17 protein-coding genes are annotated in these 18515 nt (G+C 30.1%); 5 read left to right on the top strand and 12 right to left on the bottom strand.

From position 1 onward, the window contains the following. Positions 1-6 precede the first annotated feature (6 nt). The 3 genes from AJ882_RS03480 to lepA form a co-directional block, all read right to left on the bottom strand. Complete coding sequence (locus tag AJ882_RS03480; RefSeq protein WP_002853564.1) at positions 7-582, bottom strand: ComF family protein; 576 nt, start codon at positions 580-582, stop codon at positions 7-9. Further along, positions 579-1223: an outer membrane lipoprotein MapA gene (gene mapA / locus AJ882_RS03485; protein ID WP_002852941.1), complete on the bottom strand. Its 645-nt coding sequence runs from the start codon at positions 1221-1223 to the stop codon at positions 579-581. Before mapA ends, AJ882_RS03480 begins: the two co-directional genes overlap by 4 nt. 76 nt (positions 1224-1299) lie before the next feature. Further along, positions 1300-3096 (bottom strand): translation elongation factor 4, encoded by a 1797-nt coding sequence (lepA, locus tag AJ882_RS03490; RefSeq protein WP_002868661.1) that lies wholly within the window; start codon positions 3094-3096, stop codon positions 1300-1302. Between the two features lie 126 nt (positions 3097-3222). Between lepA and cmeD the strand changes: the two genes are divergently transcribed. Genes cmeD through cmeF form a run of 3 tightly spaced genes read left to right on the top strand, consistent with a single transcriptional unit; the run spans position 3223 to position 8254 of the window. Beyond that, positions 3223-4497 (top strand): multidrug efflux RND transporter outer membrane subunit CmeD, encoded by a 1275-nt coding sequence (cmeD, locus tag AJ882_RS03495; RefSeq protein WP_002852947.1) that lies wholly within the window; start codon positions 3223-3225, stop codon positions 4495-4497. Continuing rightward, the gene (gene cmeE / locus AJ882_RS03500; RefSeq protein WP_002797145.1) at positions 4494-5234 is read left to right on the top strand and encodes a multidrug efflux RND transporter periplasmic adaptor subunit CmeE; all 741 of its coding nucleotides are present in this window, start codon (positions 4494-4496) and stop codon (positions 5232-5234) included. The genes cmeD and cmeE overlap by 4 nt, the downstream gene beginning before the upstream one ends. A 2-nt stretch (positions 5235-5236) precedes the next feature. After that, a complete protein-coding gene (cmeF, locus tag AJ882_RS03505) occupies positions 5237-8254 on the top strand; it encodes a multidrug efflux RND transporter permease subunit CmeF (RefSeq protein WP_038401396.1) in 3018 nt (1005 codons plus the stop codon). Positions 8255-8277: 23 nt separating this feature from the next. Here the strand turns inward: cmeF and AJ882_RS03510 are convergent, their stop codons facing one another. Genes AJ882_RS03510 through AJ882_RS03525 form a run of 4 tightly spaced genes read right to left on the bottom strand, consistent with a single transcriptional unit; the run spans position 8278 to position 11504 of the window. Further along, positions 8278-9084 (bottom strand): adenylosuccinate lyase, encoded by an 807-nt coding sequence (locus AJ882_RS03510; protein ID WP_002867167.1) that lies wholly within the window; start codon positions 9082-9084, stop codon positions 8278-8280. Next, positions 9085-9804, bottom strand: a complete 720-nt coding sequence (locus tag AJ882_RS03515) for an arginyltransferase (protein WP_002853863.1) — start codon at positions 9802-9804, stop codon at positions 9085-9087. Beyond that, a complete protein-coding gene (locus tag AJ882_RS03520) occupies positions 9804-10055 on the bottom strand; it encodes a hypothetical protein (protein ID WP_002853000.1) in 252 nt (83 codons plus the stop codon). The genes AJ882_RS03515 and AJ882_RS03520 overlap by 1 nt, the downstream gene beginning before the upstream one ends. A gap of 3 nt (positions 10056-10058) precedes the next feature. Further along, positions 10059-11504, bottom strand: a complete 1446-nt coding sequence (locus tag AJ882_RS03525) for an acetyl-CoA carboxylase subunit A (RefSeq protein WP_002856595.1) — start codon at positions 11502-11504, stop codon at positions 10059-10061. Positions 11505-11643: 139 nt separating this feature from the next. Between AJ882_RS03525 and ftsW the strand changes: the two genes are divergently transcribed. Continuing rightward, complete coding sequence (ftsW, locus tag AJ882_RS03530; protein WP_002867168.1) at positions 11644-12807, top strand: putative lipid II flippase FtsW; 1164 nt, start codon at positions 11644-11646, stop codon at positions 12805-12807. Then, positions 12804-13832, top strand: coding sequence for an undecaprenyldiphospho-muramoylpentapeptide beta-N-acetylglucosaminyltransferase (murG, locus tag AJ882_RS03535; protein ID WP_011049873.1), 1029 nt, complete (start codon positions 12804-12806; stop codon positions 13830-13832). Before ftsW ends, murG begins: the two co-directional genes overlap by 4 nt. Here the strand turns inward: murG and AJ882_RS03540 are convergent. The 5 genes from AJ882_RS03540 to thiH all read right to left on the bottom strand — a co-directional run bounded on the left by AJ882_RS03540 (position 13803) and on the right by thiH (position 18515). Next, positions 13803-14966 (bottom strand): MFS transporter, encoded by a 1164-nt coding sequence (locus AJ882_RS03540; RefSeq protein WP_011049874.1) that lies wholly within the window; start codon positions 14964-14966, stop codon positions 13803-13805. The two genes, murG and AJ882_RS03540, sit on opposite strands and share 30 nt — an antisense overlap. A 7-nt stretch (positions 14967-14973) precedes the next feature. After that, on the bottom strand, positions 14974-15825 hold the full coding sequence (locus tag AJ882_RS03545) for an ATP-binding protein (RefSeq protein ID WP_002852987.1): 852 nt from the start codon (positions 15823-15825) through the stop codon (positions 14974-14976). 62 nt (positions 15826-15887) lie between these two features. Beyond that, on the bottom strand, positions 15888-16778 hold the full coding sequence (locus tag AJ882_RS03550) for a helix-turn-helix domain-containing protein (RefSeq protein WP_002852985.1): 891 nt from the start codon (positions 16776-16778) through the stop codon (positions 15888-15890). Then, positions 16775-17380 carry a thiamine phosphate synthase gene (locus tag AJ882_RS03555; RefSeq protein WP_002852949.1) on the bottom strand — a complete coding sequence of 202 codons (606 nt, stop codon included), beginning with the start codon at positions 17378-17380 and terminating at the stop codon, positions 16775-16777. The genes AJ882_RS03550 and AJ882_RS03555 overlap by 4 nt, the downstream gene beginning before the upstream one ends. After that, positions 17370-18515 (bottom strand): 2-iminoacetate synthase ThiH, encoded by a 1146-nt coding sequence (thiH, locus tag AJ882_RS03560; protein ID WP_002867170.1) that lies wholly within the window; start codon positions 18513-18515, stop codon positions 17370-17372. Before thiH ends, AJ882_RS03555 begins: the two co-directional genes overlap by 11 nt.

Genomic DNA, 18515 nt, shown 5'->3' on the forward strand with positions numbered 1-18515 from the left:
AGCATATTAAACTTTTGCATCAGCTAAAACAAGAGCAAAAAGTACAGAAATTTTATTTTCTTCTAAAACTTTTTTAGCTTCCAAAAGGCTAGAACCAGTCGTTACAATATCATCTACTAAAATTACAGGTTCGTGAATGGTTTTTAAGAGTTTGTAATTTCTTTTATGTTTTTGACGAAATTCTAAACTTTTTCCAGAATATTTAATATGATTTTGTGCTTTTAAAACATTAAAAACAGGTTTTACAAATTTTGTTTTAAGATATCTAGCTAAAATAGCAGAATGCGAATAAAGCATATCTTCAACCTTATCATCTAAAGCTATAACATTAATTGTCATTCTAGGATCAAAAAAATCTTTAAATTTTGCAAAACTTAATTTAGCAAGCATTTTATAAACAAAATAACCATAAAAATAATGTTTAGAGTGAAGCAAGTGTTGTATTTCATGGTATTTATAAAAAGAATAGACTTTGAAATTATTATCAAGCTTTCTTACATTTAAGGAAAATTCAGAAAGCTCTAGCTCGCATAATTCACAAAAGCAAAGCAGAGCAAAAGCTCCGCAATTTATACACCTCAAAGTTCAGAGATTAAACTAGCTGCTTTATTTGCCATTTGTTTTATTAACAAATGAGTATAAAAAGTTGTTTCTTTTAAATCATCAAAACCTTGTACATCTTGCTTGGTACGGATTGTAAATTTCTTATTTTTATTTATATCACTAACTTGTAAAACTCCTACTAGTTTTGAATGTAATCCTATAGCATCTTGAGTTGCTCCATAAGATATAAATTCTAAATCAATCTTACTCACATAAGGTGAATTTTGATCGTTATTGTCAAGCACAACTATTCCTCTAGCTTCAAGTTCTTGTTTTAAATAAGTATAAAATACCGCATTAAAATTCACATCAACAAATAACTTTTTCCCTTTAGCATTTAAAACCTTTTGCCCTTCTTTTAAATCATAAAATCTATGTAAATAAACCTTTTTCAAAGCAATACCAGTGTCTAAAGTGCGTTTATTGGCACAACATTGAATTCCAACATCGCTAATGTATAAAAGCCCTTTAATCTTTGCTTCAAAACCACCAGGACTTTCACAAGAACTGCATTGAGAATTTTTAGAAATTTGATTAACTTGAGCAAAAGTATCTTGTTTAGTTGCACAAGCACTCAAAAATAAAATAGGCACTATAAAAATCAAAAATTTTTTAAACATTTTTTCTCCTTAGAAAATTATTTTAAAATTGTATTAAAAATACAAGCAAATTTCAAGCCAAGTTTTAAATTTATCATCAATCTATCTTTAAAACACTCAAAAAAGCCTCTTGAGGTAAATTTACCTTACCTATAGCTTTCATTCTTTTTTTACCTTCTTTTTGCTTTTCTAAAAGCTTTCTTTTTCTAGTAATATCCCCACCATAACATTTTGCTGTCACATTTTTACCCATGGATTTAACAGTTTCTCTTGCGATGATTTTATTTCCAATACTTGCTTGAATGGCCACTTCAAAAAGCTGTCTAGGAACTATTTCTTTCATAGCACTAACAAGTTCTCTTCCTTTACTTTGCGCTTTTTCATTAGGCACGATAATGCTTAGCGCATCAACATTTTCACCCGCTACCTTAATATCAAGTTTTACCAAATCCCCTACTCTAAATTCTATAGGCTCATAATCAAAACTCGCATAACCTTTTGTTAAGGACTTTAATTTATCATAAAAATCCATCACAATCTCATTTAAAGGCACATCATATTCTAGCAAAACACGCTCAGGTGTGATATAGTCCATTTTAACCTGTACTCCTCTTTTGCGATTTAAAAGAGTGATTAAATTCCCTAAAAATTCACTTGGAGTAATGATAGTAGCTTTAACATAAGGCTCTTTTATATGATCGATTTTATTAACAGGAGGAAGCTCGCTAGGATTTTGAATTTTAATAAACTCTCCATCGGTTTGATAAATTTCATAAGTCACAGTTGGAGCTGTAGCAATCAAATCAAGATTAAATTCTCTCTCAAGCCTTTCTTTGATAACTTCCATATGTAAAAGCCCTAAAAATCCTACCCTAAAACCAAAGCCTAAGGCCAAAGAAGTTTCAGGCTCATAAGTAATAGAACTATCATTAAGCTTTAATTTATCCAAAGCATCTCTTAAATCTTCAAATTTATCCGTTTCTATAGGATAAAGTCCCGCAAATACAAAAGCTTTAGCCTTTTCAAAACCACCTATGGCTTCTTTAGCTTTGTTTTTTACCAAAGTGATGGTATCGCCTACTTGTACATCACCTACGGTTTTAAGCCCTAAAACCACCACACCTACTTCGCCTGATTGTAAAGATTGAGTTTTAATTGGACTTAAAGGGTGGGGATAAAAAAGATCTTGAACTATATGTTTTTTATCCGTACTCATGACTAAAACTTCATCGTTTTTAGCAATACTTCCTTCATAAATCCTAACCAAAGCCAAAGCACCCAAATAATTATCAAACCAAGAATCATAAATTAAAGCCTTAGTAGGAGCTTCATCATCTGTTTTTGGTGCAGGGATTTTAGTAATAATTGTTTCTATAAGCTCTTTTATACCCACTCCTGTTTTTGCACTCACACAAATTGCATCTTTGCAATCTATACCTATAATATGCTCGATTTCATGCTTTACTTTCTCAACATCAGCATTAGGTAAATCGATTTTATTAATCACAGGAATGATTTCAAGATTATTTTCAAGCGCTATATAAACATTAGCTATAGTCTGTGCTTCAACACCTTGAGAAGCATCTACTACAAGCAAAGCTCCTTCACAACTTGCCAAAGAACGACTCACTTCATAAGAAAAATCCACATGGCCAGGAGTATCAATAAGATTTAAAACAAAATTTTCATTATTAAATTTATAATTTAAACGCACTGATTGTGCTTTTATGGTGATACCACGCTCTTTTTCTATATCCATAGTATCCATAACTTGTGAACTCATCTGCCTATCGCTAATAGCACCACACTCACTAATAATCCTATCTGCAAGAGTAGATTTTCCATGATCTATATGAGCTATAATAGAAAAATTTCTAATATTTTTTACCGACAAAATTTCATCCTAAATATAAAATTTTAAAGCTAGGATTTTAACAAAATTTATGTTTAAAACAAATAAATTTTATTTTATATAAAAAACTTCAATTGAAATTTATATAAAACATATTAAAATATCAAAATGTTTGAAAAATATTTAAAATCAGCTATATTTTTAGCTCTTTATCCCTTAGCAATGTTAGCTTCTAATTTGCACGAATTTATAGCACTAAGTCAAAATAATGAATCCTATCTCATTAAGCAAATGCAAAGCGAACAAGCAAATTTAGACAAAGAACAAGCTTTTAGAAATTACCTACCCTCTCTTAGTCTAAACTCAGCTTATGTAGCCAACAATAAAGATCGCTTCATTATCGATCCACAAGAAAGTTTATTTGCTAAAGTTTCTCTTAATTTTTTGCTTTTTGATGGGGGTGCTAGAGAGGCTAATTTAAGAGCTTTAGAAAGCAGAGAAAAATTAAGCCTTTTAGACAAAGAACAAAATAAAAATTACCTTGCCCTAAATGCAATCACACTTTATTTTAACACCTTAAGTCTTGAAAAAATTTTACTAGCCAATCAACAAAAAGTATCTTTTTTAAAATCAACTTTTGAAAGATTGCAAAAATTTTACGACGCAGGACTTAGCCCTAAAGATGAACTTGAAAGCATTAAGGCTAAATACCATTTAAGCTTATTAGAGCTCAGTCAAAATGAATTAAAACTTGCCAATATACAAAAAGAGATTAAAATTTTAAGCGATACAGATTTTAAAGTGCAAGGGAATGCTTTTTTAGAAAATCCGCAACAAGAAAAAAGTCAAAACTATGAAGTAATGATAGCTAAAGAACAAATCAATCTTGCTAAAGAAAGTGTAAATTTAGCAAAAGCTGAATATTTTCCAAAATTTTATATTCAAGATAATTTTAACTTTTATAAAAACAATTATAATCCAAAAGTTCCAGCTCCTTTTGCAAATTTAGCGGATCAATTCTTAGAAAAATATTCTCAAGGTAATCAATTTATTTTAGGTATGGAATGGAAAATTTTTGATTTCAATGCAAGGGCGAAAGAAGTTGAAAAAGAGCGTTTAAATGTTCAAATAGCCAATGCAAATGCAAGATTTAGCGAGAGAAAAAATAAAGAAGAATTAAATTATTTAGACAAAAGTTTAAAAGTTTTACAAGAACAAATTTTAGCTCTTAATCTTAGCTTAAATGCTGCAAATTTAGCTTTTGAAAGTGTAGATAAAAAATACCAAGCAGGACTTGTTTCTTATGTAGAATATCTTCAAGCTTTAGAGGTTAAATTTAAAGCACAAAGCGATTTAGAGCTTGCTAAAAATGAATTTGAAATTACTAAAGCAAATTATTATTTTAATGCGGGTATAGATCTTAATTCAAAGGTTAAAGAATGAAAAAAATTCTATTTTTACTTCTTGTTTTTAATTGCGCCTTTGGCGAAGAAATTTACGCAAGTTTCAATGTAGAAGCATCAAAACAAAGCAAACTTGCCCTTGAAAGCATAGGTTTGGTTCAAAAAATTCCTGTAGAAATTGGACAAAAAGTCAGCAAAGGAGAACTTTTACTTGCTCTTGATCAAGAAAGTGAAAAAATAGCTCTTCAAAATGCTCAAAATTCTTATCAACTTGCCCTTGTAGAATACGAAAATACCAAAAGTAGGATGCAAAAAATCAAAGCTGTAGAAAATGTTATAGACAAACAAAGCTATGAAGATATGAAAGCTAAGTTTGATGCTGCTAATTTAAATTTAAACAAAGCAAAAATCAATATAGCTTATTATAAAAATATCATGGCAAAAAAAGAATTACGCGCACCTTATGATGCTATTATCGCAAACAAATTTATACAAGTGGGCGAAGGAGTAGGAGGAGTAGCTCAACCTTTAATAGAAATTTTTTCCTATCCACAAAGCAAACTGATTTTAAGTTTTGATGAAAAATATAAAGATAAAGTTAGATTAGGCGATGATTTCTTTTATAAAATCGATCAAAATGGTACAGAATTGAAAGGAAAAATCAGCCTTATTTATCCAAGTATAGAAGTAAAAACAAGAAAAATTTATGCTGAAGTGCAAACCACAAATCTAACACCAGGGCTTTTTGGTGAAGGTAGAATCATCACTAAAGATTAAAAATGTTTAAACTGGCTATAAACCGACCTATTACCGTGCTAATGTTTTTCTTAGCTCTTATGATTTTTGGGCTAATCTCTGCTTTTAGCATGAGTGTAAATTTATTTCCTAATGTTTCCATACCTCTTATAAAAATCACAAGCAAGATAAATGGGGATTTAAATTTCGTAGAATCAAAAGTCACTAAAGAAATAGAAAATGCTTTAAGTGAAATCGATGGAGTAAAGACCATAACCTCAGCTGCATATGATAATTTTAGTGTAAGTGTAGTCGAGTTTAAACTGGGTAAAAATCTTGAAGTAGCTGCCAATGATGTGCGTGATAAAATAGGAACTTTAAGCCTACCTTCTAAGCCTGAAATTGAAAAAATCAGTTCAGATTCTGGTTCTGCTATTTCACTTTTTCTATATTCTAAAGATAAATTACAACTCATGCGTGAAATCAATGACAAAATAAAACCTTTTTTGCAAAGAGTTGAAGGAGTAGGTAAAATCGAAGCTAAGGGGTTTTTAGAACCCCAAATTCGCATAGAATTAAAACCAAACGAACTTAGAAAATACAATCTTAACGCCCTTGATGTAGCAAATATCATCAAAAGTCAAAATTTTAAACAAGCTCTAGGCGAACTTAACAACAATCAAGATAACTATATCATCAAAGGCTATTTTGAAGCCACAAATTTAGAAGAACTTAGCAATCTTCGCATAAAAACAGGAGTATTTTTAAGTGATATTGCTAATATTTCAAGCCTTTATGAAGATGAAAAACAAAGTGCTTTATACGAAGGTAAAGAAGGGGTGCTTTTAGAACTCGGAAAAATCACAAATTATAACACCCTTGAAATGATTAAAAATGTCAAAAATGCCTTGCCTATTTTAGAAAAACAAATTCCAAAAGATATAAGCATTAATATGCTTTATGATAAAAGCTTAAATATCCACAAGCACCTTTCTCAAGTGATTTTTGATATGGTTTTGGGGATTTTTCTAACCCTTGTTATCGTGTTTTTATTTTTAAGAAATTTAAGTGCAACTCTCATTGCTTGCATAGCTATACCTACTTCTATCATTTCAACTTTTTTTATTATCGATCTTTTAGGCTATGATTTAAACCGCTTAACTTTTATAGCTTTAACCTTAAGCATAGGAATTTTTATCGATGATGCTATAGTAGTGATTGAAAATATTGCTAAAAAACTAAAAACTTATCCGCCTTTACAAGCTGCTTTTTTAGGTATCAATGAAATAGGTTTTAGCGTTTTAAGCATAAGTATAGTTTTACTTTGTGTTTTTATCCCTATTTCTTATATGAACTCTATATCAGGGCTTTTTTTCAATGCCTTAGGCATAAGCGTTGCAAGTGGGATAGTTATAAGCTTTTTGGTTTCTGTATTTTTAATACCTAGTATTGGGGCAAGATTTTTAAATCCAAAAGAAAGCAAGTTTTATGAAAAAACAGAAGCTTTTTTTGAAAAAATAGAGCAAAAGTATGAAAATTTACTCTATAAAATTTTACAAAATAAAGTAAAATTTATCCTAGCCACTCTTGTTTTTATAGGGCTTTCTTTTGCTTTAGCCACTCGCATAGGGCTTGATTTTTTACCTATGGAAGATGATAGTGAAATTCAAGTTTTGCTTGAAAGCAAAAAGGATTTAAGTTTAGAAGCCATGAAAGAAAAAAGTTTAAATTTGCTTGAAAAAATCAAAAATGATAGCAATGTCAAATACGCTTTTTTACTTGTAGGCTATGATGATGCCAAAGATGCTACAAAGGCTAAAATTTATGTTAAACTTAAAAATTTAGACGAAAGAAATTTAAGACAAAGTGCCATAGTAAGTTTATATCGTCAAAAATTTCAAGATGAAAGTTTAAAAATCAAAATTTTAGAACTTCCAAAGATAGAGGGTGCAGGCATTGATGATCCCGTGCAATTTTTAATCTTAGGAGATGATTTAAACACTCTGAAAGAAGCTGCTTCTCAGGCAAAAGAAATTTTAGGCACTAATGCACGCATTGTAGATATAAGTGATAATGCTAATGCTACAAAAGATGAAGTAGCCTTACACATCAACAAAGAAAAAGCCAAACTTTTAGATGTCAATCCTCAATATATCGCTGGGGTTTTAGGGTATTCTTTCTCGCAACTTAGCGTAGGAAGCATGGATAGAGGCAATTCAAAAGATGATATTATCCTAAGTTTTGCTCCAGAATTTAAAAAAGACATAGAAGCTTTAAAGCGCATTAGCATTAAAAACAACCAAGGTATAAATTTAGAACTTTCAAGCGTGGTGGATTTTATATACAGTAAAGATTTAAAAACTATCAATCGTTACAATAAAAACCGCTCTGTGAAAATCACAGCTGGAGTGAATGATCTTTCCTTAGGAGCGGTGCAAAAACTTTTACTAGATAATATGGATAAAATTTTAAATAACAATCCAAGTCTTAGCTATGCTTTTTCAGGCTTTATCAATCTTTTAGGTGAAACCGTGCAAGGTTTTGCTATGGCAGTAGCACTTGCTTTTGTTTTAATTTATCTTGTTTTAGCCGCACTTTATGAAAGTTTTATTCTGCCTTTAATCATCATGATAACCATGCCTTTAGCCTTTGGCGGAGCTTCTATAGGGCTTTTTATCACAGGGCATAATTTTTCACTTTTTGTACTTATTGCCATCATCTTACTTTTTGGTATGGTGGGGAAAAATGCTATTTTACTCGTAGATGTAGCTAATAAAAAATGCCATGAAGGTTTAGATCCCGATAAAGCTCTTTTAATCGCTGGAAAATCGCGCTTAAGGGCTATATTGATGACAACTTTTGCTATGATTTTTGCTATGCTCCCACTTGCTCTTTCAAGGGGTGCGGGCTATGAAGCTAATTCTCCTATGGCAATAGCCATTATCTTTGGACTTATAAGTTCGACTTTGCTTACCTTACTCGTAGTACCTGCACTTTTTAAATTTTGTTTTAAACTAGATAGCAAATTAAGAAAAATTTATGAGAGAGAAAAATTAAATTAACCAAAATGATTAATTTAATTTTTTTAAGTATTATTCTTATAAAGTGCTTTTAAGTTATCATAGGCGATTTGTATTTTTTCAAACTGTTCTCTTGCGTAAGCTTTTTCTATTGCACTTTTTCCTTGATGAAAATCAGGATGATAAAGTTTTACCAAAATCAAATATTTTTGTCTGATTTCACTAAGATCATTTTGCGGAGTGCATTCTAAAGTATTAAAATAATTACTAAAAAGCTTAGCTAAAGCATTAAATTTCCATTTCATATTTTCTTTATTGTGAATATTTTGGCGAAATTTTTTATACTCTTCGCGGTCAACTTCAAAATTCACGCAATATTTTAAATGCTCGCTCTCATCTGCAAAAGCTTCAAAAAGTTCAAGGGTATTCTCGTTTTTATATTCTAAAATTAGAATATTTGTCATTTCATTATATTCTATATTATGATCTTGAAAATAATTTCTTATATAAGTAATAAATAATTTTTCATTAGAGCTTAACTTCATCAAAATTCTACCCGCAACAAAATCAATCTTGATAAACAACATAGGCTTAAGCATATTATTTTGCTCAAAAATTAATCTAAAAGTTTTAAAATAAGCATCTTGTAAATTCTCTATACCTTCATTTGTGCTTTTACGATATTTTTGATCTAAAACTTTTAAGAAATAACGGCGCTGTGGAATTTCATTTTCTTCAAAAAAAGAAAAAATTTTATTTTTTCGTCCTATGACCTTTGTGAAATTTTTGGTAATCAAGTCTTTAAAATACTGAAATACGCTAATATCATCTGTATTAACATTGATAGTTTCTAAAGTTTGCACGATTTGCATCTATTTCTCCCATAAAACCTCATTTTCAAAAAGCTCTTTAGTGCCTTTTAAAATTTCATTGGGTGTATAATCGGCTTTATAAGATAAAGATTGACACTTTTTTACAAAATACCCAAGATAAATATAATCTAAGTTCATTTTTTTAGCTATTTGTATTTCATTGAGCAAAGAAAATTTACCCAAAGAAAAATACGAAAAATCAGGATCATAAAAACAATAAATGCTTGAAATTCCATCCTCTAAAATATCAATCAAATCAACACAAACGAGCTTATCTTCTATATAAAATGCAAGCTCATATCCAAAATTCATAAAACCATCGACATAAAGATTATAATACTGTTTAAAGCTTAAATCATAACGCTTCCAGTTCTTTTTTTCTTCCATAAAACGATGGTATTTATCATATAAAAACAAATGTTCATTGCTTAAATTGGGTGTTCTAAGTATAACTTTGGTGTTAATATTTTTATTTACAACCCTTCTTTCACTTCTTGAAAAATTATATTCATTAACTAAAATTCTAAGACTTAAACATTCATCACAATCTTTACAAATAGGGCGTGAAAAATACCTACCAAAACGACGCCAACCTCGTTTTATTAGCTCATTATTGATTTCTTTAGGGCAATTTTCAATGTATTTATACTCTATTCTTGAACGTTTATCCTTTAAGTAAGGACACTGATCTTCAAGAGTACAAAAACCAATCTCAAGCATTAAATTTTCTTAATATCTGTATTTTTGATAAATTCGGAAAATTCATCCTGTAGTTTTTCTTGCTTTAAGAAAATTTCTTGCATTTCCTTATCTATGTTTGTTTCTTGATTTTTTTCGCGAATATCTTTAGCTAGTTTTTCTAAATTTTTTACACTTGCACCACTCTTGCTTGATTTCTTCGCTAATTTTGAAGTATTGGTGTTAGCTTGCATTTCTTTTTTAATACTTTTAAGACTGTCTAAAAAATCCATCTATTATTCCCTACTTTCTCGTATTTTTTTAAGCGTAGCAGCTATTGCAGCTATAACTTCTTCTTTATTTTCTTGATGACGATCTTCTGTTTTTTCTAATAATTCTTGCATATGTGTTTCTATGAAAGAGGTGTCTAAATACCCCCTTCTAAATTCTCTTGTTTTTGTAATGGCAATTAAAAATGGTATTGTTGTTCTAATATCATCAATCACAAATTCCTTCAAAGCACGCTCAAGTTTATTAACCGCTAAATCATAACTTGTTGCTTTAATAATAAGCTTTGCAAGCATGGAATCATAATAAGGCGGCACAGTATAGTCTTTATAAATATGACTATCAACCCTAACAGATGGTCCAAGAGCTGGGTAGTATTCTCCTATTTTTCCAGGACTTGGAATAAAATTTTTCCATACATTTTCAGCAGTAATTCTAGCTTCAATAGCAAAACCCCTAGGTTTAATATCGCTTTGTTCTAAGTCCAAAATTTCTCCTGCTGCAATACGAATTTGTCTTACAATAAGATCAATACCTGTAATTTCTTCAGTAATTGGATGCTCAACTTGAATTCTTGTATTCATTTCCATAAAATAAAAGCGATTATAATCATCAAGCAAAAACTCTATAGTTCCAGCATTTGTATAACCTACAGCCTTAGCAGCTGCCACAGCTGTAACACCCATGGTTTTTCTAAGATTATCTGAAATTCCAGGGCAAGGTGCTATCTCAATTACCTTTTGATGTCTTCTTTGAATAGAACAATCCCTTTCACAAAGATGGATAATATTTCCGTAGTTATCTCCTAAAATTTGAAATTCTATATGTCTGGGATTAACTACATATTTTTCCATAAATACTTCATCATTATTAAAGTATGTTAAAGCTTCTCTTTTGCAAGATTCAAAAGCATTTTCAAGATCTTGTTCTTTATGAACAACGCGAATTCCGCGTCCACCTCCACCACCTGAAGCTTTTAAAATAACAGGATAACCAATCTTCTCAGCAAAAATTTTAATTTCTTCCATGCTATAGGAATTTAATTTTTCAGTCCCTGGAACAATAGGTATGCCATTTTTAGCCATTAACTTACGAGCGATATTTTTATTTCCCATCTTATGGATTACTTCAGATTTTGGACCTATAAAAATAATTCCAGCATCTTCACAAGCCTTAGCAAATTCGTAATTCTCACTTAAAAATCCATAACCAGGATGGATCGCATCAGCACCACAAGCCTTAGCAATCTCGACAATACGAGCAACATCTAAATATCCTCTTATAGCATCCGTTCCTATGCGATAAGCCTCATCTGCGATTTTTACATGCAAACATTCACGATCAGGCTCTGTAAAAACTGCAACACTTTTAATATGTAAATCTCTACAAGCACGGATTACTCTAACAGCTATTTCAGCTCTATTTGCTATGAGAATTTTATGGATTTGATTCATAATTTGCCTTTTTTGTTATATTTTTATTGTTAATTTTAGCAAATTTTCCTTACAAAAACTTAGCAAAAAATTTAATTTATTTTAGTTATAATAAAACTTTTTAAAATTTTAATTCCAATAAAGAAAAGTTATAATTATAATGGTTGCTGATAAAAGATTATTTTATTTAAGTTGTATTTTAATCACCATAGGAATAGTATTTTCATACTCTCTTACAGCTTTTACTGTTCTTTTTCTTGACTATAGCGAGTTTCATTTTTTTATTCGTCAGCTTTTTTTTGGAATTAGTGGCATACTTATAATGTTTTTTATTTCTCGATTGGATTCTGATAAAGCACTTTCTAAAAAAATTATTTTAGCTATTTTGATTATTTCTTTTATCTTTATCATCATTTTGCCATTTTTACCTTCTGCATTAGCAACAGCTAGCGGAGGAGCTAAACGCTGGATACGCTTAGGCCCACTCTCTATCTCTCCTGTGGAATTTTTTAAAATAGGATTGATTTATTTTTTAGCATGGAGCTATACAAGGCGTATTGATGATAGTAAAAAAGCTATCAGACACGAGGCTTTAATTCTTCTGCCTTATTGTATCTTAGCTTCTATAGTTATAGGATATATTTATATCACTCAAAACGATTTAGGACAAAGTGTAATTTCTTTCTTTTTGATTCTAGCTTTAGCTTTTTTTGCAGGAGCTAGTAAAAGACTTTTTGCTTTTGGAACTTTAATCATTATGATGATAGGTATAATGGTAATTTTTAGTAACCAAAGAAGAATTCAAAGAATCGCTTCTTGGTGGGGGAATATACAAGATGCTTTTTTACCTATGCTTCCTGATTGGCTGGCAAATGCTTTAAGAGTAAGTAGCAACAGCGAGCCTTATCAAATTTCACACTCTTTAAATGCTATAGCCCATGGAGGAATGTTTGGCGAAGGCCTAGGACTTGGAACTTTTAAATTAGGCTTTTTAAGTGAAGTGCATACTGACTTTGTTCTTTCAGGAATTACTGAAGAAATAGGACTTTTAGGTCTTGGGGTTATTTGCTATATTTATCTTTGGATGATTTTAAGAATTTTTAGAATTGCAGGAAGATGTGAAGCTAAACAAGATTTTATTTTTTGTTCAGGCATAGCCTTACTTTTACTTTTTTCTTTCTTTATGAATGCTTTTGGTATTATTTCTCTTACTCCACTAAAAGGTGTAGCGGTTCCACTTTTAAGCTATGGAGGAAGTTCAATGTGGGCAATTTGCATAGGCATAGGATATGTATTAATGATTTCAAAAAAGGTTAAATTATGACAATAGCTTTAACAGGTGGTGGAACTGGAGGACATTTGGCCATAGTGCGTTGCTTATTAGAAAGTGCGATTAAAAAAAATATAGAATGTGTATACATAGGCAGTCAAAATGGTCAAGATAAAGCTTGGTTTGAAAATGAAGTACGCTTTAAGGAAAAATTTTTTTTAAGCTCTAAAGGAGTGGTTAATCAAAGCAAATTTGACAAAATCAGTTCTTTACTCCACACCTTAAAACTCTCCAAAGATTGTAGAGAAATTTTTAAAAAATACCACATCCAAGCCGTTTTTAGTGTAGGTGGATACAGTGCAGCTCCTGCATCTTTTGCGGCTTTATTCTCACATTTGCCTCTTTTTATACATGAACAAAATTCAAAAAGCGGCTCTTTAAATATGCTTTTAAAACCTTTCGCTACAAAATTTTTTAGCGCCTTTGAAAAAGAAATTAGCCCTTATCCTGTAGCAGATAAATTTTTTGATAATGCTAGGATTCGCAAAGAATTAAAAAATATTATTTTCTTAGGAGGATCACAAGGAGCTCAATTTATCAACGAACTAGCTTTAAATTTAGCACCAAAACTTCAAGAACAAAATATCAAAATCATCCATCAATGTGGAAAAAATGATTTTGAAAAGTGCAAAAAACATTATCAAAGCTTAAATATCCAAGCTGATATTTTTGATTTTAGTTTAAATTTGGAAGAAAAAATGAAAAATGCAGATCTAGCTATATCAAGAGCAGGTGCAAGTACTCTTTTTGAACTTTGTGCTAATACTTTGCCCGCTATTTTTATACCTTATCCTTATGCAGCTAAAAATCATCAATACTTTAATGCTAAATTTTTACAAGATCAAGCTTTATGTCAAATTTTTATGCAAAACTCTATTAATCTTGATGAATTTTTTAAGTCAATATTAAAACTAAATCTAGAAAATATTTCTACAAGATTGCAAAATATAACCCAAAAAAATGGCGCAGATATGCTAATCCAAAAAGCTTTATTTGATAATTTGACTTTTATAAGATAAATATCCAAAGATATTTACTAAAATTCCAACAAAAACTAACATCAAAATAGCAAATGAAAAATTTTCAAATTTGTCATGCAAAAAACCTATAATCCATTGTCCTTGTGCTGCAATTAAATATCCAAAACCCTGAGCTAAAGCAGAAAGTCTCGCTGCTATTTGAGCATTAGAGCTTTTTTGTGCAATAAAAAGCAACGCAATGCCAAAAACTCCACCCCATGGAAAACCCATGATAAAAGCACTGATAATAATAGAAATTTTACTATCAAAAATAAAGAGCATACCAAAAGCGATCACATACATACTGCACAAACCTGCTATGTAAAAAGTATGTAAATTTTGTCTTAATTTTCCTAAAAGTAAAGGGCCAAAAAGAGACACTGGAGCTGCAACAAGTTGAGCAAATAAAACCATACTTGTAGAAAATTCTTTATCAAATCCTTTTTCTACAACAATTTGAACATACCAAAAAAACAAAGAATAAGCTAAAAAACTTTGAAATCCCATAAAAAGAGTAATTTTCCAAGTTGTTAAATTTATAAAAAGATTGATTTTTTTATGAGCTTTTTTCTTAATACGAAAAAATCTACCATTTTTAGCTTGAGGATAGTAAACTACTAAAGCTACAAAAGAAAAAATAGCCCAGAAAAACATAGCTCCAGCTAAATCAAATACACTAAGCAAAGGTATAGCTAAAGCAATACCCATAATCGAAGAAATACTCAAAACAAGACTATAAATTCCCATTATACTTGCCATTTTTTTTGGAAATTTTTCTTTAATAAAACTAGGAAGTAAAACATTTGCAATTGCTATACCACAGCCCATTGCTAACATTCCTAAAAATAAGCCATATACACCAAAATAAGAACGAATAATTTCGCCTAAAAAAATTAAAAAAATTCCAAAAACAATAGCACGAATAGGAGAAAAATACCCCATAATAAAAGAAATACTTCCAAAAGCTATCAAAGGAAGACTTGTAAGTATGCCTGCTACGGTTGAGTTTAAATAATACTTATCTTTAATAATATCAATAATAGGCCCCACTGCAGTAATTGGGGCTCTAAGATTAAAAGCTACAATAATAACAATAATAACATTAATCCAAAATATCTTTTTAAAAGAAGCCATAAAAGCCTTATTTGTTAAGTTCTACTTTGAATATTTTACCTTCTGCCATCTTAGGAATCCATAAAATATTACCTTCAATAAATATATCTGCAGGACCTTTCATCAAAGGAAGTTCAAGTTTTACAGATTTAACATTATCTAAATTATAAATATATCCATTTAGATTATTTCCCCAAGAACTTACCAATAAACCATCTTTATAAGGAACTATTCCATCATAAGATTCTTTTTCATTTTTAATTATACTGAGTTCTTTTGTATTTAAATCATAAGCCATTACAACACCGCCACTTACACCATCAGGATGATAACCAGTTATAAAAAGCTTATGTTTTTTTCTATCTAGATATAACCCATTTGGACCGCCAAATTTTGCTAAATCAAGTTTTAATAATTCATCATATTGCTTAGTTTTTAAATCAACCTTTAAAATAAGCCCTGTGCCAGTATCGCTAACCAAAAGCGTATTGTCGTCTAATTTTTCTATGTCATTTAAAAAGATTGCACCTTTAATAGGTAAATTAAAAATTTCTTTTTTAGTTTTAAGATCAAAACCGCGTAAAACATCGATATCTACCACATAAAGAGTTTTTCCAATCTCCATCATGCCTTTTGGTGCATTAAGATGGGTTAAAAATTTATATTCTAGCACTTTGCCATTTTTATCAAGCTTAGAAATAAATCCATCATTATCTTTCGCCAAAGGTTCAAGTTTTTCTCCTACATTAGATACATAAACATAGTTTTTATCTACAAAAATACTTTCAGGGCTTTTAAAACCATCAAATTCTTGATATTTTAATTCACTTGCACCAAGCAAACTTCCAAGAAGCGCTAAACTTAAAACATATTTTTTCATATTTTCTCCTTTATTTAAAAATATTTTCATTGAATTATATTTATTTAGATAAAAAAAATGTGCTAGTTTTTTGATAAAAAATACAAGTTTTTTGTTTTTTGATATTGCTTAGGAGTTTGCTCATATTTCTCTTTAAATCTTTCAATAAACCAAGCTACCGAAGAAAAAGCGCACTCATTAGCTATTTCATTGATATTTTTTTTAGAAAATTTAAGTAAAATCTTTGCTTTTTGCAACCTTTTTTCATCTAACCATTTTTTAGGACTTTGTCCAAAACATTTCTTAAATTCTTTAGAAAAAGTTGCTAAATCTAATTTCGCAAAATTAGACATTTCATTTACGCTTAAAAATTCTCTACCACAATACTCAAAAAGCTGGGAAAGATCAAGGCGAAATTCTTTTAAAATTCCTGATAAAAAACTAATAAAATAAATATTCTTATTTAAAAGCAAATGTAAAAAAATCTCTTCAAATTTCAAACTCACTATAGGATCTAAAATTTGCGTATTTTCTTCAAAATGCGGTGAAAAACTTTCCAAAATTCCTTGCAAAATCTTATCATTTTTTACCCAAAAAATTTCATAGTTTTGAAACTTTTGATCTAGTTTAAAAAAATCTTTATACTTATAAATAAGCTCAATTAAAAATGCATTGTCAAAAAAAAATAAATAAGCTTCATAAACTCCTTTACTAAGTCCTACATTGCTTAAAGTATAGCTCCCAGCTTTTAAAAACAAAGTTTCATAAGAGTTAATCTTATAATCTTTTGATGCAGTGTGTAAAATTTTATATCCTTTGCGAACAAAAGTTAAAAGATGACTTCCTACATTAACAAAAGTAGAATGCGAAGTATCCGTTTGTGTATATTTAGCAAAAGTGCAAGATTTAATTTTTTTATAATTGACACCTTTTAATTGCTTTAAATCTTCTGGTAAAGAAAGAATTTTATTCATCGTAAATTTTGCCTACATTCTAAAAGATACTTTTTAAGATCTTTTTCTTTCATTAAAATTTCACGCATGCAAACACCTACTACATTTATATCTTTAAAATTTTCTATATTTTGAGCATTGATACCGCCTATAGCATAAAGTGGAATTTGACTAAATTCAAGCAAGGATTTTAAAAAATCAATCCCTTTAGGTTCTAAACCCATCTTGCAAGAACTTTCAAAAATATGCCCTACAAAAGCATAATTTACCTTATAGCTCATCGCCTCTAAAAGCTCTTCTTTGCTATGGACTGAAGTACCAAGTATATGAAAATATTTTGTTAATTTAGGTTCTTTTCTTAGCAAAGAAAGCGGTGCGTGAAAATAACGATGTCCCAATTTTAAACACTCCCTATCAAAAAAATGCAAAAAACAAGTCACTTTTTGCTTTGCGCAAATGCTTAAAACTTCTTTTGCTAAGTCATAATACTCAAATTCGCTTAAATCTTTTTCTCTTAAAACTATAGCATCTACCTTAGCCTTAGCAAGTTTTTCAATCTGCTTTAAAAAGTCTATTTCTACACATTTTCTATCGCTTATGGCGATGATTTTTTTATCCCACATAGATACTATCGCTCATCACAGCTTGTAAATTGGATCTTTTAAGCATAGCTAAAATTTCATCTACGCTTCTATCATCTGAAATTTCAAACTGCTCATCACCCTTTTTCTCACCCTTATGCTCACCTATACCCACACTCACTCCTGCACTCATTTTAGTAGCACCAAGCTTGATAACCTCATCTCTAAAACCTATTCTTTCACGACTTGAAATGGTAATGCCCGCAAAAGGCAAAAAGAGCCTATAAGCACAAAGTACTTGCAAAAGGCGTTTTTCACTTACATCTTTAGGATGGATTTTGGCATTATTGATAATAGGTCTTAAACGCGGCACTGAAATAGAAATTTCAGCATGCGAATAAGCTTGTTGTAAAAAATGTGCATGAAGCGCCGTAGCAAGAGCGTCTTTTCTAAAATCATCTATACCCAAAAGTGCCGCAAAAGCCACTCCACGCATACCCGCTTTTAAAGCTCTTTCTTGAGCATTAAAGCGATAAGGAAAAATGCGTTTTTCACCAGCTAAATGAATTTTAGAATATTTTAGAGGATTGTAAGTTTCTTGAAAAACAGTCACATAATCACAACCCTTTTCATGCAAAATTTTATATTCATCTTCATTCATAGGATAAATTTCAACACCTACAACCTTAAAATACTCTCTAGCAATCTTGCAAGCATTTGCTATATATTCTACACTTGCAAACTCCCTACCCTCACCTGTTAGCATTAAAATTTCTTCTAAACCACTTTTAGCAATGGCTTGCATTTCTTCGTGAATTTCAGCTTCATTTAGCTTAGCTCTTGCGATTTTATTGCCTTTTTGAAAACCACAATAAACACATTTAGAATTACAATAATTTGACAAATAAAGCGGAGTAAAAAGAGAGATAGAATTTCCAAAATATTTTTGCTTGACTTTGGCGGATTTAAAGGCTAATTCTTCTATGAAATCTTCTGCTGCACTTGAAAGCAAGGCTTTTAAATGCTCTATACTTAAATGCGTTTGATTTAAAGCATTTTTAACATCCTTGGCGCTAAATTGACTCTCATCATAGCTTTGAACTTGAGTTAAAACCTTGTTTAAAATTTCGCTTTTTATTTCCTGCATGTGAGGTAAATACTGCATATAATCTTGCAT

Source organism: Campylobacter sp. BCW_6461 (assembly GCF_001762735.1).
GTDB lineage: Bacteria > Campylobacterota > Campylobacteria > Campylobacterales > Campylobacteraceae > Campylobacter_D > Campylobacter_D jejuni.